The sequence below is a fragment of the Chryseobacterium sp. CFS15 genome (assembly GCF_031118795.1).
Lineage (GTDB): Bacteria > Bacteroidota > Bacteroidia > Flavobacteriales > Weeksellaceae > Chryseobacterium > Chryseobacterium indoltheticum.
The window spans coordinates 31,570-53,405 of record NZ_JAVHYL010000010.1 but is presented as its reverse complement, the minus strand read 5'-3'; the positions used below and the strand labels follow the sequence as shown (position 1 = coordinate 53,405).

The 21,836-nt window shown below is 35.5% G+C and carries 18 protein-coding genes; 8 read left to right on the top strand and 10 right to left on the bottom strand.

Annotated elements, in window-relative coordinates; genetic code table 11:
• The first annotated feature begins 10 nt into the window (after positions 1-10).
• The 4 genes from OH814_RS15450 (at position 11) to OH814_RS15435 (ending at position 8,406) form a co-directional block, all read left to right on the top strand.
• Complete coding sequence (locus tag OH814_RS15450) at positions 11-481, top strand: DUF6452 family protein (RefSeq protein WP_123886805.1); 471 nt, start codon at positions 11-13, stop codon at positions 479-481.
• The gene (locus tag OH814_RS15445) at positions 447-1,109 is read left to right on the top strand and encodes a DUF6048 family protein (RefSeq protein WP_076560197.1); all 663 of its coding nucleotides are present in this window, start codon (positions 447-449) and stop codon (positions 1,107-1,109) included. The genes OH814_RS15450 and OH814_RS15445 overlap by 35 nt, the downstream gene beginning before the upstream one ends.
• A 204-nt stretch (positions 1,110-1,313) precedes the next feature.
• Complete coding sequence (locus tag OH814_RS15440) at positions 1,314-4,274, top strand: reprolysin-like metallopeptidase (RefSeq protein ID WP_308828781.1); 2,961 nt, start codon at positions 1,314-1,316, stop codon at positions 4,272-4,274.
• Between the two features lie 382 nt (positions 4,275-4,656).
• A complete protein-coding gene (locus OH814_RS15435; protein WP_308828780.1) occupies positions 4,657-8,406 on the top strand; it encodes a fibronectin type III domain-containing protein in 3,750 nt (1,249 codons plus the stop codon).
• A gap of 118 nt (positions 8,407-8,524) precedes the next feature.
• Here OH814_RS15435 and coaE read toward each other — a convergent pair whose 3' ends face one another.
• Genes coaE through ruvB form a run of 5 tightly spaced genes read right to left on the bottom strand, consistent with a single transcriptional unit; the run spans position 8,525 to position 12,130 of the window.
• Complete coding sequence (gene coaE, locus OH814_RS15430) at positions 8,525-9,160, bottom strand: dephospho-CoA kinase (RefSeq protein WP_308828779.1); 636 nt, start codon at positions 9,158-9,160, stop codon at positions 8,525-8,527.
• 8 nt (positions 9,161-9,168) lie between these two features.
• Positions 9,169-10,035: an MBL fold metallo-hydrolase gene (locus OH814_RS15425; protein ID WP_076560188.1), complete on the bottom strand. Its 867-nt coding sequence runs from the start codon at positions 10,033-10,035 to the stop codon at positions 9,169-9,171.
• Between the two features lie 26 nt (positions 10,036-10,061).
• A complete protein-coding gene (locus OH814_RS15420; RefSeq protein WP_308828778.1) occupies positions 10,062-10,673 on the bottom strand; it encodes an FMN-binding negative transcriptional regulator in 612 nt (203 codons plus the stop codon).
• A gap of 28 nt (positions 10,674-10,701) precedes the next feature.
• Positions 10,702-11,073, bottom strand: a complete 372-nt coding sequence (locus OH814_RS15415; RefSeq protein WP_115621112.1) for a four helix bundle protein — start codon at positions 11,071-11,073, stop codon at positions 10,702-10,704.
• Positions 11,074-11,107: 34 nt separating this feature from the next.
• Positions 11,108-12,130, bottom strand: coding sequence for a Holliday junction branch migration DNA helicase RuvB (ruvB, locus tag OH814_RS15410; RefSeq protein ID WP_115621113.1), 1,023 nt, complete (start codon positions 12,128-12,130; stop codon positions 11,108-11,110).
• A 287-nt stretch (positions 12,131-12,417) separates the two neighbouring features.
• Here ruvB and hutI point away from each other — a divergent pair, with 287 nt between their 5' ends.
• The 4 genes from hutI to OH814_RS15390 all read left to right on the top strand — a co-directional run bounded on the left by hutI (position 12,418) and on the right by OH814_RS15390 (position 17,328).
• Complete coding sequence (gene hutI, locus OH814_RS15405) at positions 12,418-13,641, top strand: imidazolonepropionase (RefSeq protein WP_308828777.1); 1,224 nt, start codon at positions 12,418-12,420, stop codon at positions 13,639-13,641.
• A gap of 232 nt (positions 13,642-13,873) precedes the next feature.
• Positions 13,874-14,980: a DUF695 domain-containing protein gene (locus OH814_RS15400; RefSeq protein ID WP_308828776.1), complete on the top strand. Its 1,107-nt coding sequence runs from the start codon at positions 13,874-13,876 to the stop codon at positions 14,978-14,980.
• A 7-nt stretch (positions 14,981-14,987) separates the two neighbouring features.
• Positions 14,988-15,902 (top strand): formimidoylglutamase, encoded by a 915-nt coding sequence (gene hutG / locus OH814_RS15395; RefSeq protein ID WP_308828775.1) that lies wholly within the window; start codon positions 14,988-14,990, stop codon positions 15,900-15,902.
• A 133-nt stretch (positions 15,903-16,035) separates the two neighbouring features.
• On the top strand, positions 16,036-17,328 hold the full coding sequence (locus OH814_RS15390; RefSeq protein WP_308828774.1) for an aldehyde dehydrogenase family protein: 1,293 nt from the start codon (positions 16,036-16,038) through the stop codon (positions 17,326-17,328).
• Positions 17,329-17,405: 77 nt separating this feature from the next.
• Here the strand turns inward: OH814_RS15390 and pyk are convergent, their stop codons facing one another.
• From pyk to OH814_RS15365, 5 genes are read right to left on the bottom strand one after another with little or no spacing between them, the layout of a single operon-like run.
• Positions 17,406-18,851, bottom strand: a complete 1,446-nt coding sequence (gene pyk / locus OH814_RS15385) for a pyruvate kinase (protein ID WP_076560162.1) — start codon at positions 18,849-18,851, stop codon at positions 17,406-17,408.
• Complete coding sequence (locus OH814_RS15380) at positions 18,844-19,317, bottom strand: IPExxxVDY family protein (protein WP_076560160.1); 474 nt, start codon at positions 19,315-19,317, stop codon at positions 18,844-18,846. The genes pyk and OH814_RS15380 overlap by 8 nt, the downstream gene beginning before the upstream one ends.
• Positions 19,295-20,059: a ribonuclease III gene (gene rnc, locus OH814_RS15375; protein ID WP_076560158.1), complete on the bottom strand. Its 765-nt coding sequence runs from the start codon at positions 20,057-20,059 to the stop codon at positions 19,295-19,297. Before rnc ends, OH814_RS15380 begins: the two co-directional genes overlap by 23 nt.
• A 10-nt stretch (positions 20,060-20,069) precedes the next feature.
• Entirely contained in the window at positions 20,070-21,314 is a 1,245-nt protein-coding gene (fabF, locus tag OH814_RS15370) for a beta-ketoacyl-ACP synthase II (RefSeq protein ID WP_076560156.1), read from the bottom strand.
• Between the two features lie 31 nt (positions 21,315-21,345).
• On the bottom strand, positions 21,346-21,585 hold the full coding sequence (locus OH814_RS15365; protein WP_002976354.1) for an acyl carrier protein: 240 nt from the start codon (positions 21,583-21,585) through the stop codon (positions 21,346-21,348).
• Positions 21,586-21,836: the final 251 nt, after the last annotated feature.

Here is a 21,836-nt window from a genome sequence, read left to right as displayed (position 1 = left end):
AGATTTAAGTATGAAATATTTTAAATTCATCATATTCATTTGTGCGTTATCGACGGTCATTTCTTGTGGAGGCGATAATGATATCTGTGACAACGGTGAAGGTACACCGAGAATGAAAATTACATTTAAAAGAGATAATAAAATCTCAGTTGTTGATTCTATAAAAGTGTCTGCAGATCTGGGAACCGGGATTATAGATTTGGGTTGGAAGCTCAAGGTTGATTCTGTATTTGTACCGTTACGTGTTGATGATTCTCCATTTACAGATATTTATGTGCAGACAACGACTGAAGAAGATCCTACAAAAGTAAGAGTAAACTATACCACAAAATCTATCTACGTTTCACCGGGTTGTGGGGTGAAAAGGAATTACGAAAATGTAAATTCAGTATTATCGACTCCAAACTCACTGAAAAGTGTCGAACAAGGGCAAAATTTTATAGAAAATGAAGACAAGACTAATTTATTCTTTAATTTTTAGTGTTTTCGGGTTGCTTATTTTTTCTGCACAGGAAAAAGAGGAAGTTGAGAAACCAAAATGGAAATACGAACCCAATTTTATTGTTGGTTTTGATGTTTTGAATGCCGGAGCTTCATTTTTTTCAGACAGACAGATCTTTCAGGGATTTATTTCGTCTAAAGTAAAAGATAATCTTCACGGTATTATAGAAGCAGGTTTTGATAAAAATGTTTACCAAAATAATGGGTATGATGCAAAAGCAAACGGACCATTTTTAAAGATTGGAGCCTTCTATATGTTGGCAAGAGACCCTGAAAATGATTTTAACGGTTTCTATGGAGGCGGAAAAATTGGGGGTTCATTTTACACTCAGGAATATATGGCTATTCCTATTCGTGGTTTTGGTGGAAACAGTTCTTCTGTATCAATGCCCTCATCTTCGCAGTCATCTTTCTGGCTAGAAGGAAATATCGGTGGACGAGTACAGCTGTTTGAATCTAATTTTTACATCGACGTAAGTATGCAGCCACGCTATCTGATGGTAACTTCAAAGCAGGATGACGTTGTCCCAATGATTGTTCCCGGTTTTGGAAGAAGTTCCAATAAATTTAATATGGGCTTTGCCTGGAATATTGCGTATAAGTTTTAATATAAATAGTTTAAAATTTAATTTCGTAGAAGATTACTAAAAATGTTTTTTTGAATATATAAAACTCTGGATTTTTCTGGAGTTTTTTTCATTATCAATAATTCTAAGTAAAGTGATTGCGATTTTAACAAAATAAATATAGTTATGTTGAATATGTATTTGCTAAAAACACTTATATTTGGCAATTAAAAATAATTCAATTATATGAAAAAACTCATTACTGCTTTATTTTGTAGTTTGATAGGGGGATCTGCGCTTGCGCAATGGACACCAACTACTTTAAAGAAGAGTTCAAAATTTGAACCATCGCTTGTACGAAGTTATTACAAGCTAGATCTGTCTCAAGTAAGAGAAAAATTGAAAAACGCTCAAGAGACAGGTAAAAATGCAAAAGCAATTGAAATTTCTTTACCAACACTAAATGGTAAAGTCGAGCGATTTGCTGTTTACAGTTTTCCAGTAGTAGTTAAAGAACTAGCAGATCAATATCAGCTAGGCTCGTATGTAGGAGTAGGAATTGATGATCCTAATAAATTTCTTAGATTTTCGGTTTCTCCAACTGATTTTCAATCAATGATCATTAATAGTAATGGACAATATGAATTTATAGAACCTCAAAACACAGATAAATCGGTATATGGGGTGCATCCTAAGACTATCAATACAGGCGATAAGAGCTTTATTTGTAGTACTTCTGAAAGTCCAGCAGCTAAACAGCAGATAGATGAAATGTTGCAAGGAGGTTCAGTATTTACAAATCAACCAACAGATTTCTCAAAAATGTCTGATAAGAAATACAGAACAATGAGATTGGCGATGTCTGTTACTGGAGAGTATACAGCCTTTCATGGAGGTACCGTAGCCGGAGCTTTGTCTGCAATTAATGCTACATTAACCAGAGTTAATGGTGTTTTTGAAAAAGATTTTGCTTTACATTTAAATTTACAAAATTTCCCTAATGTAATTTACACTAATGCTGCTACCGATCCGTATTCAGGTGCTCAGGCAGGAGCCGGTGGTGCGTGGATCTTAGAATTGCAGCAGACACTTTCCAATAATGTAGGAAATGGTAATTATGATATAGGCCATTTATTTGGTGCTTCTGGAGGAGGTGGAAATGCGGGCTGTATAGGATGTGTTTGTATAAACCCTGCAGACGCTAATTCTCCAGGGAAAGGATCTGGCTATACATCGCCAGCTGACAATATACCTCAGGGAGATAATTTTGATATTGATTATGTAGCTCATGAAATGGGTCATCAATTAGGAGCGAACCACACTTTCTCTCATGCTTTGGAGCCTTATCAGGTTAACGTGGAACCGGGTTCAGGATCTACCATTATGGGGTATGCTGGGATTACTGGTGGCGCTGCTACTGATGTGCAACCACACTCAAATGCTTATTTTCATAAAGCAAGTATCTCTCAGGTTCAGACAAACCTTAACAATAAAACCTGTGATGTAGAAGCTACAGTGGCTAATAATCCTCCTGTTATAGCAGCATTACCGACGTATAATATACCGAAAGGAACTGCTTTTGTCTTAACAGCTTCTGCAACTGACGCTGAAAATGATCCTATGACTTATACTTGGGAACAGGTAGATAATGCAACAGTTACTACTAATAGTACAAACTTAGGTTCGACAGCTACAGGACCTTCATTTAGATCTTTTACTCCAACAGCAAGTCCTACGAGATATTTTCCAAAACTGGCTTCTGTATTAAGTGGAGTACTCGATAATTCAAATAGCGGTTGGGAATCAGTTTCAAAAGTAGCTAGAACTACAAAATATGCTGTTACAGTTAGGGATAATAGCCCCGTTGCTAATCAACAACAAACGCAATTTGCTGAACAAACAATTGTTGTAGGAAATGAAGGCCCTTTCAAAGTTAATACACAGTTTGTTGCAAGTAATGGTGCTACAACAGTAACATGGGATGTAGCAAATACTACGGCAGCACCTTATAATGTTGCTAATGTGAAAATTGATTATACTATTGATAATGGTGCAACTTGGGTGGTATTATCTAATTCTACTGCAAATGATGGTAGCGAAAGTTTTACTTTTTCTTCTCTTACTAACGGCCAAGCAGTTATTATTAGAGTATCTTCTATAGGTAATGTGTTTTATGCTGTTAGAACAGCTACAGTAAGTACATTTGCTGCATGTAATGGCTCTGCTCCAACACCGATCACAACATCAAATATCACGACATCATCTGTGGATGTAAGCTGGGCTCCGGTTACAGGTGCCACTTATGTAATTCGTTATAAAAAATTGGCAGATGCTGCTTGGCAACAGACTACAAGTTCTGTTACAAACATCACTTTATCTAATTTAATTGATGGTACAGCATATGAAGTACAAGTAGCTACAGTTTGTTCTGGTACTACAGGTACATATTCTCCTTCTTCAAATTTTACAACGACAGGTCTTACTTACTGTACAGTTGCGACTGTGGATGGTACTGATGATCATATTGCAGGAGTTTCTGTAGCAAATATGACTAATACATCGGGACCAAGTACTTACACAAGCTATGTGGCTAATTCTAATTTACAAGTAAATCTTGTTAAAAATGGCACATATACATTATCAGTTACTAAAGGTTGGGCAGGTACTACTGCGTACCCTGAAATGATAAGTGCGTGGATTGATTTTAACAGAAACGGAACTTTTGAAGATAGTGAAAGAATTATGCAAGCTTCAAATTCGGTAGCTTCTACTACGGTAAACCCTACGACAGCAAACTTTACTGTTCCTTCGAGTTCAGTTTTAAACCAGGGATTGCGAATGAGAATAGGATTATTGTACTACAACACTCCAGGATATATACATAATTCATCATGTGGAACAATAAATGCTTTAGGAGAATATGAAGATTATAATGTGGTAGTAACAGACGTATTGTCTACTTCAGAATCAAGTGCAGTAAAGAATGAAATTCAAATTTATCCAAACCCTGCAACTGATTTCTTAAACGTTACTAAAGTATCTGATAAAGCTACTTATAAGATTTACAGTGCAGCTGGACAATTAGTTGGTAATGGAAATATAAGCAATGGAAAAATTAATGTTTCATCATTAATAAAAGGTGCTTATGTAATATCTATTGAAGATAAAGGAAAAGAAAGTTTCAATTCTAAATTTATCAAGAAATAAGAAATTCTTTTTTATAATAATGAATCCTCAGGAAAACCCTGAGGATTTTTTTTATTTGGAATCATAAGCGTGATTTTAATGTAGTAATTGTAAAAAAAAATATTTATTATATATTTTAATTATAGAAAATGATTAGATTTGTAGTTAATATAACATAATATGCCTATGATTAAATTCTTTACTTGTTTATTAAATCTGCAAAGTGTACCTAATATTGGTGTTTTAAAGGCCCAATATTTAAAACAATTGATAGATTCTCAGCAAATCTGTTTTCAGAAAAATATGTATTTATTAATAAGGGATTATATTAATAGATGTACAAAAAATATTACAGATAGATTCAAATTACATTGGTATTCAATTCATTTTAATAATTAATTTTATGAAGAAACTTCTACTTATGTGCCAATTACTTTTTGGTGCATTTCTCATGGCTCAGGTTAACTATACACAAGACTGGACAGCCACGGGACTTAATAACTGGACAACTACAGATTTTATTTTCTCTAGAATTACTACTGCAAACCAAATTTGTGGTACTACAGGAGGAACGATAAGAGGAAATAGATATAGCGGAAATGAAGGAGGTTTTATCTCTCCTAATATTCCGGGGAATAATCAGGGGGTTGTAACGATGTCTTTTGATTATAAAGTCACAGATTGGTCTGCCGGAACAGTCGCAACTACTGCCGCAAATCTTGGTACTATTGCAGTGCAATATTCAAGCAGTGCGGGAGGGCCTTGGACTACCGCTTACACCATTAATTCTACAAATCACGTAGTAGCAAATACCTGTGCAACGAGAACTGTAACATTCAGTCCGTCTGCCGGTAACTTATTTGTAAGGTTTTATGTGATATCGGCAGCGAGTGGAGATAATTATTATTATTTTGATAATGTCACAATGACTCAAGGTGCAGCTCCATCTTGTCTGGCTCCGTCTGCTATCACATTGGTAAATACTACAGCTACTAACGCAAATATTTCTTGGACAGCTCCGGCAACACCACCTGCAAACGGTTATGATGTTTATTATAACACAACGGGTGTTGCACCGACAGGCACCACACCTTTAAATGCAACCAATTCTGTACAAAGTGCAACTACAACTGCAACGATATCAGGGTTATTACCTATCACAACATATTATGTTTGGGTAAGATCTATATGTAGTGCAACTGACAAAAGTACATGGACTCCAATGCAGTCTTTTATGACTCTATGTGTACCTGTAGCGTCTCTTCCTTGGACAGAAAATTTTGATGCTATGACTACTTTAGGTGCCAATATTGTTCCATCTTGTTGGAAACAGGTTACCGGGTCTAATGCGTGGACGTCTTCAAATGCCACAGCATCTTCGACATCTCCGGGACCAAGATCGACACCAAATTATGTTAGAATTCAATGGGGTAATACAAACGCAAGCCAGCTATGGACACCAGGATTTACATTAACAGCAGGAATCACTTATGAGTTTTCATTTTATTATCATACTGGTGGAACAGATAGTGGTAATACAGGATTCTCAGGGAATGTCTTAGTAAATACTTCACAATCTTCGACAGGAGCTACAAATTTGGGAGCGTTCATTAGTGCGACTCAAGGTACTGCTAATTATACACAGTATAAAGTATATTATACACCTACAGCTACAGGAATATATAATTTTGCCGTAAATGCGTCAGCTAACAGTACTCCTTGGTATATGGGTGTTGATGATTTCAGATTAAGAGTTGCTCCTACTTGTATTGAGCCACTAGGAGTTGTAGCCGTTAGTTCTACAGGAAATACAGCTACTATATCATGGAATGCGCCAACAACGCAGCCTGCAAATGGATATCAAATATATTATAGTACGACAACCACTCCTCCGGGGACTCCTCAGGTAACTGGTGTTCCAGGAACGGCTGTTAACTATACAATTCCTGGGTTGACTCCTAGTACAACTTACTATTTTTGGGTAAGAGCAATATGTAGCTCAACAGATCAGAGTGATTTATCAGATCCTGTATCTATAATGACAACTCAGATTCCGGCAACACTTCCTTATACTCAAAACTTTACTGGAGGAAATGATTTAGGAATATTAAATGGTACACAGGCTAATAAATGGGTACGAGGTAATGTAACAGGAAATCCTGCCCAATCATTATATATATCTAATGATAATGGTGTAACAAATGGATATGTACATACAACAAGTACTGTACATGCATTTAGAGATATTCAAATTCCTGCATCTACTACACTTGCTTCATTCTCTTTCGACTGGAAAGGTCAAGGTGAGGGTACGAATTTCAAGTATGACTATTTAGAAGTTTGGTTAGTACCATCTTCATACTTGCCGGTACCGGGAACTTTAATTACTGCAGGGGCGGGAAGAGTTTCTTTAGGACAATATAACCTTCAGGGTACTTGGCAGTCTTATTCTAATACCAATTTAAATCTTACCAATTTCGCCAATAGTGTAATGCGTTTAGTATTCCAATGGAGAAATGACGGTGGTGGCGGTACTCAACCTTCGATTGCAATTGATAATATTGTATTGAGAGTTTGTAGTACAGATACGCCGGTTGTGACAGTAACGCCAGCCTCTATTACGCATAATTCTGCTACGATTACCTGGCCACAAGATATTGGTGGTGCTTCTTATCAGATAAGATACAGACCTGTTGGCTCTACTACTTGGTTACCAACAGCTGGTCCTATAACTGTAGCGGCTGTACCGGGAACTACAAATACATATACTTTCCCGCAAAACTTACTGCCATATACACAGTATGAAGTTGAGGTTGCAGCGGTTTGTAATACAACCAATGTAGGAGTGTTCTCAAATAACAAATTTATGACGAGATGTGATCCTACACCTCCGAATATTACGGTAACTAACATTACTTCTACATCAGCTTTAGTAACTTGGAGCCCGCTTGCAGCTGGCGCTACTTATGAACTTCAGTGGAAAGAAGTGGGTACAATCCCATGGATATCTGCTACTCCTTCTACTCCTCAACCTCCAGCGAATACTTACCTTCTTACAGGTTTAAGTTCTTATAAAACTTATGAAGTGCAGGTAAGAAATACATGTACAGGTTCTACTACTCCTAATCCATGGTCAACATCTCAAGTGTTTACTACGGTTAGAGTTTGTGAAATTCCGCCTCCGGGATTAACGATCACTCAGTTGACACCTACAACTGCAGAAGTAGTTTGGGATGCTTATACAGGTACTGGAGCTACCAATACTTATATATTAAGATACAGAAAGGTAGGGATACCGAGCTGGACGACTATTAACGTAAACAATAATACTTATACATTAACAGGATTATTAGAACTTACGAAATATGAAATGCAGGTAGCAAATGTTTGTACAGGTACACCGGGGAACTATACACCTCAGTATTACTTTACAACACCAACAGTTGTTTACTGTCAGATGCAGTCGACCAACTTTGGTTCAGAATTTATTTCAAAAGTAACAGCGAAGCCTACAGGTAAACCTGAGATGATTAATATTACAACAGGTTCTGCTTATTCAGATTATACAACAGTTCCATTGAAGTTTATTGATATGGTTCAAGGTTCTGTAGGTAATCAGATCATTGTAGATAAAACAATTAGCTCGGGAGCTAAAGCCGGAGTCGCTGTTTGGATTGACTTCGACAGAAGCGGAACTTTTGATCTTAATGAAAGAATTTTAGCTGACGGTCCGAATACGAACCCTACAGCAAGTGCTACATTCACTGTACCTGCTGATGCTTTCGTAGGATCTACAGAAAAATATGTTGTAATGAGAGTGGCAATGTCTAAAGACGCTATTCCTGTAAACTGTATCAGCTTTACTGATGGTGAGGTAGAAGATTACACAGTGAGAATCTCTAAACTACCAGCAACTAATACTCTTAATCAAACAGATATTTTAATTTATCCAAACCCGGTTAAATCTATTCTGAATGTGAAGAACGTTAGTAAAAAAGCCAATTACAAGATTTACAGTGCTGCTGGTCAGCTAGTCTCAAGCGGAATAATCTTAAATAATAAGATTGACGTAAGCAGATTGATAAACGGTGTATATGTGATTGACATTGATGATGTTCAGGGCACAGCTCAAAGAAAATTCATTAAAGAATAATCAATTAATTTATATAGAATAAGCTCTCAGAAATGAGAGCTTATTTTTTTATTTTAGAAATAGTATTTAAAACAAAGATCCCGCTGAAATTTCTTCAGCGGGATCTTTGTTCTTTTATTTATTCGATGTCAAAAATGGTCTTTTCAGTTTGATCTTTAAGGTCATCAAGGTTGGTATTGTTGTAGATTATACAATCTGCTAACTTTATTTTTTCTTTTTCAGGCATTTGTTTTTCCATTACAGATTGTACTTCACGGTAGGTTTTTCCGTCCCGATCCATCACTCTTTTTATTCTGATATTGTCTTCTGCAGTGACCAGAATAGATCGGTAGCATTGTTTGTTGAGCTGTAACTCAAACAGTAAAGCTGTTTCTTTAAATATTAAATACTTAGTCTGCTTTTTTACCCAATCCTCAAAATCTAAGCGAACAGCCGGATGAATGATTTCGTTTAAACTTTGCAGCAAGTCTTTATTATTAAAAACCTTTTCTGCTACAAATTTTCTGTTGTAAAGACCATTTTCGTCATAAGAATCACTTCCTAAAAGCTCCTTTATTCTCACTTTTAAATCCTCATTATCATTCACAATATCTTTTGCCCGGTCATCGGAATAATAAACAGGAAAACCACAGTCTTCAATAAATTTTGCAACGGTGGTTTTTCCGGAACCAATTCCGCCGGTTAAACCAATAATCTTGGGTTCCGGTGTCGAATCAGGCTCACTTTTCTGACTTTCTGAATACATTTCTTCCATAATAAATATTAATATCCAAAAACATCATTAAAACTGAAGGTTTCATCAAGACGAACGCCCTTTTCAGTCATTTTTAAACTTGCCAATTCGTTGTGAGCATCGTGCTCAAAAAACAATAAATAATCGTTGTCTACACATTGTTTTAGGAACTTAGCCTTTTCTTCTATCGTCAGCAGAGGTCTTGTATCATAACCCATCACGTAAACCTGAGGAATATGCCCTGCTGTAGGAATTAAATCGGCTGCAAAAACAATCGTTTTTTCCTGATATTGTATTACGGGTAACATTTGTTTTTCTGTATGGCCATCTACGAAGATCACATCCATTTTCAGTTCTGGTGCAAAACCATAGTTTCCGTTTGCAGGCAGTGGCAAAAAGTTAAGTTGCCCGCTTTCCTGGATCGGGATAATATTTTCTTTTAAAAAGCTTGCTTTTTCTCTTGCATTTGGCTCGGTTGCCCATTGCCAGTGATTTTCGTTCGTCCAGAACTGAGCATTTTTAAAAGCCGGTCTGTATCCAGATTTATCATCGTTCCATTCAATAGCTCCTCCGCAATGATCAAAATGAAGGTGAGTAAGGAAAACATCGGTGATATCTTCTTTTACAAAACCGTATTTTTTTAAATTATTATCTAAATTATCATCACCCCAAAGCGAATAATGTCCAAAAAATTTATCATCCTGCTTATTTCCGAGGCCACAATCAATTAAAATTAATTTTTTTCCGTCTTCCACAAGAAGAGATCGGGTTCCCAGTTCGATTAAATTTCTTTCGTCTGCCGGGTTTGTTTTTTCCCACAGACTCTTTGGGACGACTCCAAACATGGCGCCTCCGTCCAGTTTAAATTTCCCACATTGTATAGGATATAATTTCATATAATATTAGGTTTTTATAATGTTGTTTATTTTTTTAATTGTTTCATTTTGGCGGCTATTTGTTTCCCTTTTTCATCGCCGTTTTCAAGATTTGAAATAATATTTTCAAAATCATGTTCTTTTCTGTTCTGAGACAATTTTTGTTTAATGAAGATATCTGTAGGGATTATCTTTAAGCCAAAAGAACCCTTCATTTCTTTTTCTACAAACTCTTTTCCCATATCTTTCACCATCATCGGACATTGCTGTGCTTGTTCATATTTAGAAGTTAGCTTGTCCAAATGACTGTACAGTTCTTCCTGATTCATGATCTCAACTTTTCCATAAATCTGTACCGCTTCATAATTCCATGTCGAAACATTTATGTGATCATACCAACTACTGGAAATGTAGGTGTGGGCTCCTAAAAAGTCACAAAGAACTTCATCTCCGTTCTTTATAGTTTTCGCTTGTGGATTTGCTTTTGAAATATGAGTTTCGATATAATTATTTTCCGCATCATCTTCATTCAGCATCATCATAGAATGAGTCGCACGAACTTTATCAACCGAAGAAATTAGTAAAGCAAAAGAATTTTCTCTGATGATTTCTTTCATCAAATTGTAATCTTCACTTTTATATATTTTAGGAATAAACATTTTATAATTAAAAATTGAGAATGAATAATTAATAATTTTGTTTGGAAGTTTTTAAAATTGTAGTTAATAATTTTATGATTTCCTCAATATTTGTTTTTAACGAATTAAATTCTGTTTCATTAATAAACTCTGTTCTATGTAAAAGTTTAATCCAATAAAAAGATTCATAAGCTTCTTTATATGATAGTTGAAGTTTATAGATAAATTCTTTTTTACTAAAAGAGGCAATACTTTCCTCTATATTTGCTCCGATTGAAGTTCCACTTCTGAGTAATTGCTTTGATAGAGTTTTTTCATTTCTTTCATTGTAAAGAACTTTATACAAGTTGATGATTCTAATTGAAAAATCAAAAGATTTATTTCGAATAATATTGTCCTTTTCTTGAAAATTACTCTGCATTTTCCGATATTAATTATTCATTTTTAATTATTAATTAAAAAAGCTCACCGGGATTTCTAGGTATCGCAATATTCAGATGTTTATACGCTTTCTCCGTAACTTCTCTTCCTCTTGGAGTTCTGATAATAAATCCTTCCTGAATTAAAAACGGTTCATAAACTTCTTCTAATGTTTCCGGGTTTTCTGCAATAGATGTTGCCAATGCTGAAATCCCAACAGGTTTTCCTTTAAAATTCTCAATCATTACACGCATGATTTTATTGTCCATCTCATCCAATCCGAATTCATCTACATTTAAAGAATTTAGAGCATATTTGGTGATTCCTATTTCTATTTCACCGTCTCCTTTTATTTCTGCAAAATCACGAACTCTTCTTAAAAGTGCATTGGCAATTCTTGGCGTTCCGCGGCTTCTTCTTGCGATTTCAATGGCGGCATCTTCATAAATTTTAACGCCCAAAACTCTTGCACTTCGGATAATAATGGTAGACAAAAGTTCAATCGTATAATATTCCAATCTGCTTTGAATACCAAATCTTGCCAACATTGGTTTGGTCAGCATTCCGCTTCTGGTCGTTGCTCCGACCAATGTGAAAGGATTTAATCCGATCTGAACACTTCTCGCATTCGGGCCGGTTTCCAGCATAATATCGATTTTATAATCTTCCATTGCAGAATAGAGATATTCTTCAACTACAGGCGATAAACGGTGAATTTCATCAATGAATAGTACATCGTTTTCTTCCAGATTAGTCAGTAATCCTGCCAAACTTCCGGGTTTATCCAAAACCGGACCTGATGTAATTTTGCAGCTTACGCCAAGCTCGTTCGCAATAATATTTGCTAAAGTTGTTTTTCCCAAACCGGGAGGACCATGCAACAAAACATGATCGAGCGCTCCGCCACGTCTTTTGGCAGCGGTAACAAAAACTTCAAGATTTTCCAAGGTTTTTCGCTGTCCGGCGAAATCCTTAAAACTCTGCGGACGAATCTGCTCTTCCTGCATGAGCTCTTCGTGGGAAAAATTGTCTTTATCTGGATGTAAAAAATCGGGCATTAATTCAGTTTCATTTACCGTAAAGATAGGAAATTTAGGTTAAGATTTAGATTAATTTAAGGCTGAGGTTAAGGTTTAGGTTAAGATTGTACGCTCGACCTTTCATCATTTACAAGATTGATATATTTTAAGTATTTTTGAAAGGAGAATTTTAAATATAAAAATTACTTAGCTTCTAATTATCGTTTAGATTCGAACGGAATGACAAACTACACGTTCTTTTTGTCATTCCGTACGAATCTAAGCACTGTACATTAAAAGAAAAGTTTAGCTTTTAAACTAAATAAATGAAACTTATAGGCCCTTTCAAGCAAGTTGTAACACTTGCTAATCTTCCATTAAGAGGAAAACTATCTGACGAACAACTCGAAATTATTGTTGATGGCGGAATTTTAATTAATGAAAATACAATTGAGAAAATTGGCAATTTCGAAACCTTAAAATCTGAAAATCAAAATATAGAGATTGATTATGTAGAAGACGAACAAATCGTACTTCCTGCGTTTGTAGATTCTCATACTCATATCTGTTTTGGCGGAAACCGTGCTAATGATTTTGCTATGCGAAATGCCGGGAAAACTTATCTTGAAATCGCTGAAAGTGGGGGCGGAATCTGGAGCTCTGTGCAACATACCCGAAACGCTTCGGAAGAAGAATTATTGACAACTTTACTGGAAAGAATAGACTTTTTGATTTCTCTTGGAATTACAACTATTGAAGTAAAAAGTGGTTATGGTTTGGATGTTGAAAACGAGCTGAAAATGCTTCGGATGATTAAAAAAGCTCAGGAACAGACAAAGGCTACTTTAGTCCCAACTTGTCTTTCGGCGCATTTGAAGCCTAGAGATTTTTCGGGTAGCAATGAAGACTATTTAAATTATATTTTAACCGAAATTTTACCAAAAGTAAAAGAAGAAAACCTTGCAAAACGAGTAGATATTTTTATTGAAAAATCTGCTTTTCAGCCAGAGGAAAGTAAAGCATTTTTGCTTAAAACTAAAGACTTAGGTTTTGAAATTACCGTTCATGCAGACCAGTTTACTCCGGGAAGTTCCAGAATCGCTGTTGAAGTTGGCGCGAAATCTGCAGACCACCTCGAAGCTACAATTGATGAAGATATTGAGTTCTTAGCACAATCTGAAACCGTGGCGACGGCTTTACCGGGGGCTAGTTTAGGTTTAGGAGAAAAATTTACTCCTGCAAGAAAATTATTGGATGCAGGTGCTATTGTTGCCATTGCGAGTGACTGGAACCCAGGATCGGCACCGATGGGAAATTTAATTACACAGGCCTCAATTTTAGCAACATTTGAAAAGTTAACCACTGCAGAAGTTTTAGCAGGAATGACATTCCGTTCTGCTTTTGGATTAGGCTTGGAAGACAGAGGGCAACTGAAGTCAGGATTAAAGGCCGACTTTGTAACCTATAAAACCAACAATTTCCAGAATGTTCTTTATAATCAGGGGAGCTTGAAGGTCGATAGTGTTTATATCGACGGAGCTAAGATTTAATGAAAAGGATACTTATTTATTTTATCTCAATAATTGCATTAATTGTCCTTCAGTATTTCTTGTCAATTGTTTTAGTTTTACAAATTGCAACAAAAAGAGTGGGAGATACGTCATCTGGTTTTAAGGATGTTTTAATTATAATAATTTAGTTATCGGGAATTGTTTCAATAATCTATATGATTATTAAATTTTTGATAATTGTTTACAGACACAAATAAAAGCAAAACAAAATATGGGAATTTTAAATAAAATTTTCGGTAAAAATGAAGAGCAGAAAGAATCTGAAATCATAACCTATAAAGATTTTTGGGATTGGTTTATAACTAAAGAAAAAGAATTTTTTCAAGTTATAAAAAGCCAGAATAATATCGAAGCCAATTTTTTTGATGTTATAGCACCAAAGCTTAAGGAGATTAATAGCGGGTATTATTTCCTTGCAGGAATGAGCGATGATGCTATCGCAGAACTAATTATTACGGTAGAAGGTGATATTAAAAATATAGTTTTTGCTGAAGAGATTAGTGCGGCGGCTCCATTACTTGACCATTGGAAATTTACTGCGCTGAAACCTGAAATGAATCTTACAAGCGGAATTGAAATGGACGGGAAGAAATTTTCAAGTGAAAATATTTTTTTCTACGAAAATGAAATCGAAGGTTACCCAGACGAAATAGACATCACTTTTGTCTACGAAAATACAATTGATGAAAACAAAGATTCCGTTGTAACAGGAGTTTGCGTTTTTCTGGATAATTTTTTAGGCGAGCTGAATTTTGCCACTCAAATTGATACCTTTAATGTAATTGATAAGAGTGATGCCCAAAAAGAATTGGTACCGGTTACGAAACTGAAAGACTTTTTGTCTTGGCGAGAAAGAGAGTTTACAGAGAAATATAAAAATGTGAAAAACTTTGATGAAGAAGATCGGTTTTCTGTTTTTGAAGCCACTTTAAAAAACGGTTTACCTCTTATTGCAACAATCAATACGTCTTTGTTAAACTATGATTCTAAAGCTTCATATCCGTGGATTTCTATTTTGAAAGTTCAGTATGACGGAGCCAATAATAACGGACTTCCCGAAAAGAAAGATTACGAAAAGCTAAGCGATATTGAGGAAAAGATTATTGAAGAATTGAAGATCGAAGACGGTCATCTATACATAGGAAGAGAAAATGCAGACAACTTGAAAGAGAGTTATTTTGCAAGCAAAGATTTCAGAAAACCTTCAAAAGTTTTGAAAAAAGCAATGGAGAATTATCCTGAATATAAAATGACACTCGAAATTTATAAAGACAAATATTGGCAGAGTTTTGAACGCTATAATGTAAATCAAAATTAAATAAATCATGATTTGGCAAGGAAGATTAGACGGTGAAGAACTGCTTCATCACAGAATATTTCAGAGAGTAAAGGAAGAGAATAATTACGACACTATTTCAACTAATGATTTCGTTTTACACGGATTTGCCGTTGATGAAGGTGTTCGCAGAAATAAAGGAAGACAAGGTGCAAAAGATGCTCCGGATGTCATCAGAAAAAATATGAGCAATTTTCCGGTGATTCGTCCGGATTTTTCACTTCTTGATTTTGGAAATATTACCTGTGAAGACGGAAATCTGGAAAATACACAGAATGAACTGGCGAAAAATGTTTCTAAAGTTTTGCTAAAAGGAGGTAAATCTTTGGTTCTTGGTGGAGGCCATGAAGTCACATTTGGCCATTATCGCGGTGTGAAAACTGCCTTTCAGGAACAGAAAATTGGAATTATCAATTTTGATGCTCATTTTGATAATAGACAGCCTGAAGATGGGATAGGAGCAAGCTCGGGAACTGGTTTTTGGCAAATTGCTCAGGAAGGCGAGATCAATTCTTTACATATCGGAATCCAGAGAAATTCAAATACATTAAAACTTTTTGATACCGCACACCAGTTTGGGATGAAATATATCTTGGCGGATGAATTGTTTTTCGAAAACCTTCCGTCAATATATGAAAGAGTCAATGAATTGGCAGAGTCGGTCGACTTTCTTTATGTAACGATTTGTATGGATGTCTTCAATGCTTCGATTGCACCAGGAGTTTCTGCATCAGCTTACAACGGAATTTTTTCAGATTCAGCATTCATGCATTTGTACAGACATATTCTTAAAAATGAAAAACTAATTGCTTTAGATATTGCAGAAGTCAACCCAAGTTTTGATATTCAGGATCATACCGCAAGACTGGCTGCAAGTCTGGCGAACGAATGGTTTATGATTTAGCATTAGTGAATACACTTCATAGAATTTATCATTAATTAAATAGGGTATAAGGAACACTATTTGTTGCCTTAAAAATGCTTTATCCAAAAGCAGAAGATTCAAGATTCTGAATCTTTAAAAATGGAAATGTAACATGGAAAATTTAATAGAAAACAAGCTTTTAAAAGCTGACGAGGCCTTTCACGAATGGAAAAAAGTTCCGTTTGAAGAAAAGCAAAAACTTATTGCAAAAGCTGCCGAAATTTTTAAGAATAAATCAGAAGTCTTTGGTGAATTGATTACCAATGAAATGAATAAACCCATTTCACAAGCTATTTCGGAGGTTGAGAAATGTGCGCTAATGATGAATTATTATGCGGATGCTCAAAATATTTTAAGACCTGAAAAAATAGAATCTGAATATGAAATTTCAGAAATACATTATGTTCCGAAAGGAGTAATCTTGGGAGTGATGCCTTGGAATTTCCCTTTTTGGCAGGTTTTAAGGTTTGCAACGCCCGCAATTTTAGCTGGAAATACAGTGGTTTTAAAACATGCATCCATCTGTTTCGGAAGCGGAAATGCGATAGAAAAAGTTTTTGTTGAAGCCGGTTTTCCGGAAGGAGTTTTCCAGAATCTTGAAGTGGGGCATGGTGACGTGAAAGAAATTTTAGAGCATAAAACTATTAAAGGGGTAAGTCTTACAGGAAGCGAAAAAGCCGGTGCTGAAGTCGCTGCAACTGCGGGAAAAAATATCAAAAAATCTCTTCTTGAATTGGGTGGAAGCGATGCTTTTATCGTTTTGGATGATGCTGATTTGGATGAAGCAGCTAAAGTAGGAGCTTTGGCACGATTACAAAATTGCGGACAGACCTGTGTTGCAGCAAAAAGATTTATTATCCAAAGAGAAGTAGAGTTTGATTTTCTTCCAAAATTTATTGAAGAATATAAAAAATATGTTCCTGCAGATCCGAAATTGAAAGAAACAAAATTGGGCGGTATGGCAAGACCGGATTTGGCAGATGATCTTGAAAAACAATATCAGAAAGCATTAGATCATGGTGCTGAAGCTATTATTCCTCTTGAAAGAATTTCTGAAAATGAATTTATTCCGGGATTGATCAGAGTGGAAGAAGGAAATCCTATTTTACAGGAAGAATTATTCGGTCCATTGGGCATGGTGCTGATTGCTCATAATGATGAAGAGGCATTAGAAATTGCCAATAATATTCCGTTTGGATTATCCAATTCGGTATGGACGAAAAATGAAGAACGTCAGCAATTTTTTATTGATGGTTTAGAATCGGGAACAGTAAATATCAACAGAATGACAAGTTCTGACCCACGTTTTCCTTTTGGCGGAACCAAATCTTCAGGATATGGAACCGAGCTTTCTTTGTTGGCTTTAAAAGAGTTTGTGACAGCGAAAACAATATTGGGGAAATAGTTTTAAATTTTCTCAATAATTATAAAAAAACCTCCCGAAAATTTTCGGGAGGTTTCATTTATGTCAAAAAACAATAATTAAATTGTTGTTAATCTCAATGTATTTGTTTTTCCACCTTCGTAAGACGGTGTTGCGTTGATGTTGATTACGAAATCTCCGGTTTCTATATAACCGTGATTGTGCGTCAACATATTTACCTGAATAATCGTTTCATCAGTCGGTTTGTTCATATCGTAATAATATGCACGAACTCCCCAAAGTAAATTAAGCATCGTAATGACTCTCTTGTTTCCACTGTAAACAATGATATGAGAATTTGGTCTGTGTGCCGATAACTGGAACGCTGTGTAACCAGAACTTGTAAGCGTTACAATCGCAGCAACATTAGTGCTTTTTGCAATTCTTACTGCGGCAAGACAAACTCTGTTTGTAATGAAACGTTCGTCAATACAGTTGTAATCTTTTTCCATAGGCTCGTTTTTGTTCTGATAGAAACTTGTCATTTCAATATTCTTCACAATTTTCGCCATGTTTTCAACTACCTGAACCGGATATCTACCAACAGAAGTTTCACCTGAAAGCATTACCGCATCAGCTCCGTCTAGTACAGAGTTGGCAACATCATTTACTTCAGCTCTTGTAGGTGTTAAACTGTTGATCATCGTTTCCATCATCTGGGTTGCGATAATTACAGGTTTTGAATAAAATCTTGCTCTTTCAACCAGATTTTTCTGAATAGCCGGAACTTCTTCCATAGGAACTTCTACCCCTAGATCTCCACGTGCAACCATCAAACCGTCACATTCCAATAGAATCTGATCGATATTTTTTACACCTTCCGGTTTTTCAATTTTAGCAATGATCGGCGTTTTGAATTTTCCGTTTGGATGTTTTTTTATTAATTCTTTCAAATCAATAATATCCTGTGCGTGACGTACGAATGATAAAGCGATCCAGTCAACCTCCATATCAAGCATGAAATTGGCATCCTGAATATCTTTTTCCGTCAAAGCTGGAAGAGAAACGTTGGTATTAGGAAGGTTTACTCCTTTTTTAGAACTCAAAGGTCCCCCTTGAATTGTTTTTGCTTTTACGGTATCTATTTTGTTGGTTTCAATAACCTCCAACAGTAGTTTTCCGTCATCAATAAGGATTCTTTCACCCACATTTACATCCTGAGGAAACTGCTGATAAGTCATATAAACTTTAGTAGAATCTCCTTCAATTTTTTCGTTGGTAAACGTAAGAATGTCTCCCGGATTAAGGTAAGAACCTTCTTTTACAACGCCCACTCTTAATTTTGGACCTTGTAAATCTCCTAAAATACTTACGGAATAACCGTATTCTTTATTAAGATCTCTAATAATTTCTATATTGGAACGAACTAAATCGTAGTCGGCGTGAGAAAAGTTAATTCTAAAAACGTCAACACCCGCTCTCATCAATCCCAACATTACTTCCTTTGAAGAGGAAGCAGGTCCTAGTGTTGCAATAATTTTTGTCTTCTTTAAATACTTATTCATAATACTGTATTATTTGATAGAGTTCTTCTTCAGAACTCAAATTGTAATCTTGAATAGGAAACGCAAGATTTTCAGCCAGCAAAATTACGGAAAAATCAGGAAACTGTTCCGAACTGTGCAGAATATATTCTACATCTGGATGATTATTTAATAAAAATTTAATGTTTTCTTCTTCTGCGAAGAGTTCAGTTTGTAGTTTTTTTTGACTACTTTCTGAAGATCGGTTAGAGATAAATGTAAAGCAGGTCTTGGTGTACTTATGATAGCCTTCAAACCGTGGAAAATAAAAATCATAATGAGTCCCATGATAAACAAGATCATTAATTCTCGAAAATTTTAGATCGTTGTATTGATTGATCTTAAAAAAAAACTCATGATCTGGTATATGTTTGACTAATCTTACCAAGGCTATGGCAATATCTTCAAATTCTATATCATCAAGATCATAAAGTTTTTGGATTTCCAAGTATATTTTCTTTTTTATTTAAAATATAAAATGCTCTTTGTGCAGCTTTTTCTTCTGCTTTTTTCTTTGAAGTTTCTGCGGCATTCGAAATTTTTTCGCTTCCCAGCCATACATGACATCGGAAGACGACTGATTTGTTTACCTGAATTTCTTCACAGGTTTCGTACTTTATATTCAGTTTCTTTTTCTGGCTCCATTCCAGCAAGAGACCTTTGTAGCTTACAATTTTATTCTCAAGCTTATTGATTTCTGTTGGCGTAAGAAGTCTATCCAAAACGATTTTTTTGCAAATTTCGTATTGGAAGTCCAAATAAACAGCACCAATTAACGCTTCAAAGAGATTTCCTGAAATGTTTTCTCCTAAAGCGACAGCATGATTATTTTTTTGTAAAAGATCGGTAAGCTTTAAATCTTCTCCTAATTTATTAAGATTCTTCCTATTTACAATTTTAGATTTCATCTGTGTCATATATCCTTCATTTGCTTTAGGATAAGTTTGAAACAGATGGCACGAAACAATTGTACCCAAAACAGAATCTCCTAAAAACTCAAGCCTTTCATAGTTGCTTTCCTGATTTTTAGAAGATGTTTTAATTGAAAAAGCTTCACGGTAAAAGCTGACATTTTGAACCTCAATCCCTAAAATTTTATTTAGTTCTGTGCTCAGGAAATAGTCTCTTTCCGTAAGTTGTCTTTTTCTTTTTTTGATAAGGAATTTAGAAAAGTATTTCTGTAACTCCATTCAGTAATAATTAGATTTTCTTAAAAAGAACGCAAGCATTGTGCCCACCAAATCCAAAAGTATTACTCATGGCAACTTTTACATCTTTTTTTACAGCGTTATTAAATGTGAAATTTAATCTGCTGTCGATGTTCTCATCATCAGTAAAATGGTTGATTGTAGGAGGAACAATACCATGAATAATAGTTCCTAAAGCAGCAATTGCTTCAATAACTCCGGCTGCACCCAGTAGGTGACCCGTCATTGATTTTGTAGAATTAATCTGAATGTCATAAGCATGCTCACCCAATAATCTCGAAATTGCGCTAGATTCTGCAATATCCCCTAATGGAGTAGATGTACCATGCATATTGATGTGATCTACTTCATCAGCAGTTAAACCTGCATCTTCAAGACAATTTTTCATTACTAAATAAGCTCCTAAACCTTCAGGATGAGGCGCCGTCATGTGATGTGCATCTGCACTCATACCGCCACCCAATAATTCTGCATAGATTGTTGCACCACGCTTCACAGCGTGTTCGTATTCTTCAAGAATAATAGTACCCGCACCTTCGCCTAAAACAAAACCGTCTCGGTCTTTATCAAAAGGTCTTGAAGCTGTTGTGGGATCATCATTTCTTGTAGAAAGTGCCATCATTGCATTAAATCCTCCAACGCCACTTGCCGTAACGGCAGCTTCAGATCCGCCACAAACGATAACGTCTGCTTTGCCAAGCTGAATTAGCATTTTAGAATCAATCAATGCGTTTGCTGATGATGCACAGGCAGAAACTGTAGTATAATTGGGACCATGGAAACCATATTCAATAGAGATATGTCCCGGTGTGATGTCCGCAATCATTTTAGGAATAAAGAAAGGATTAAATCTTGGGATGTCTGTATTTGCCCAACCCAAAACCTCGGTTTCGAAAGTTTCTAAACCACCAATTCCTGATCCCCAGATCACTCCGACTCTGTTTTTGTCAACATTGTCTTCCATGATTCTTGAATGGCTTACTGCTTCTCTTGCAGCAACCATCCCAAGCTGAGTGTTTCTATCCATTTTTTTTGCCTCTTTCTTATCGAAATGGTCTAATGGATTGAAGTTTTTCACCTCGCAAGCGAACTTAGTCTTAAAGTTTGTGGCATCAAAAAGAGTAATCGGAGCGGCACCGCTCTCGCCTTTTAAAAGACTTTCCCAGTATTCATTCGCATTATTACCGACCGGTGTTATTGCGCCAAAACCAGTTACAACTACTCTTTTTAATTCCATAAACTTTGTAAATTTCCTTTGTTGAAGAATATTATTTATTTACTACTTCTTCTATATAAGCGATAGCGTGCCCTACAGTAGTAATTTTTTCAGCTTGGTCATCAGGGATTTGAATGTTAAATTCTTTTTCAAATTCCATGATTAACTCAACTGTATCTAGTGAGTCTGCTCCTAAATCATTTGTGAAGCTAGCCTCAGGAGTTACTTCTGTTTCTTCAACGTCAAGCTTATCAGCGATGATAGCTTTTACTCTTGATGCAATGTCTGACATAGTAAATTATTTTTTTTATTGTTAGATGGTGCAAATATATAAAATTCTTTACGATAAAACATTTTTTTAACCTTTTTTGTCGGTGGAGTAATGATTATTTATTGCATTTTTTGGTAGTCTTTTCGTAATCAGGGTTTTATAGTTTTTATGTTTTTGCAGAGTTTTAAAATTATCTCTGATCTTGCTTGTGGTACCGTTATATTATAGGTGATTTACTTGTAAAGAAATTATTGTTATTTTGATTGATTTTA

Bases quoted from the DNA above. Each gene is read 5' to 3' on its own strand.
- OH814_RS15450 (WP_123886805.1), top strand. From the start codon at position 11: ATGAAATATTTTAAATTCATCATATTCATTTGTGCGTTATCGACGGTC.
- OH814_RS15445 (WP_076560197.1), top strand. From the start codon at position 447: ATGAAGACAAGACTAATTTATTCTTTAATTTTTAGTGTTTTCGGGTTG.
- OH814_RS15440 (WP_308828781.1), top strand. From the start codon at position 1,314: ATGAAAAAACTCATTACTGCTTTATTTTGTAGTTTGATAGGGGGATCT.
- OH814_RS15435 (WP_308828780.1), top strand. From the start codon at position 4,657: ATGAAGAAACTTCTACTTATGTGCCAATTACTTTTTGGTGCATTTCTC.
- coaE (WP_308828779.1), bottom strand. From the start codon at position 9,160: ATGGAAGAAATGTATTCAGAAAGTCAGAAAAGTGAGCCTGATTCGACA.
- OH814_RS15425 (WP_076560188.1), bottom strand. From the start codon at position 10,035: ATGAAATTATATCCTATACAATGTGGGAAATTTAAACTGGACGGAGGC.
- OH814_RS15420 (WP_308828778.1), bottom strand. From the start codon at position 10,673: ATGTTTATTCCTAAAATATATAAAAGTGAAGATTACAATTTGATGAAA.
- OH814_RS15415 (WP_115621112.1), bottom strand. From the start codon at position 11,073: ATGCAGAGTAATTTTCAAGAAAAGGACAATATTATTCGAAATAAATCT.
- ruvB (WP_115621113.1), bottom strand. From the start codon at position 12,130: ATGCCCGATTTTTTACATCCAGATAAAGACAATTTTTCCCACGAAGAG.
- hutI (WP_308828777.1), top strand. From the start codon at position 12,418: ATGAAACTTATAGGCCCTTTCAAGCAAGTTGTAACACTTGCTAATCTT.
- OH814_RS15400 (WP_308828776.1), top strand. From the start codon at position 13,874: ATGGGAATTTTAAATAAAATTTTCGGTAAAAATGAAGAGCAGAAAGAA.
- hutG (WP_308828775.1), top strand. From the start codon at position 14,988: ATGATTTGGCAAGGAAGATTAGACGGTGAAGAACTGCTTCATCACAGA.
- OH814_RS15390 (WP_308828774.1), top strand. From the start codon at position 16,036: ATGGAAAATTTAATAGAAAACAAGCTTTTAAAAGCTGACGAGGCCTTT.
- pyk (WP_076560162.1), bottom strand. From the start codon at position 18,851: ATGAATAAGTATTTAAAGAAGACAAAAATTATTGCAACACTAGGACCT.
- rnc (WP_076560158.1), bottom strand. From the start codon at position 20,059: ATGGAGTTACAGAAATACTTTTCTAAATTCCTTATCAAAAAAAGAAAA.
- fabF (WP_076560156.1), bottom strand. From the start codon at position 21,314: ATGGAATTAAAAAGAGTAGTTGTAACTGGTTTTGGCGCAATAACACCG.
- OH814_RS15365 (WP_002976354.1), bottom strand. From the start codon at position 21,585: ATGTCAGACATTGCATCAAGAGTAAAAGCTATCATCGCTGATAAGCTT.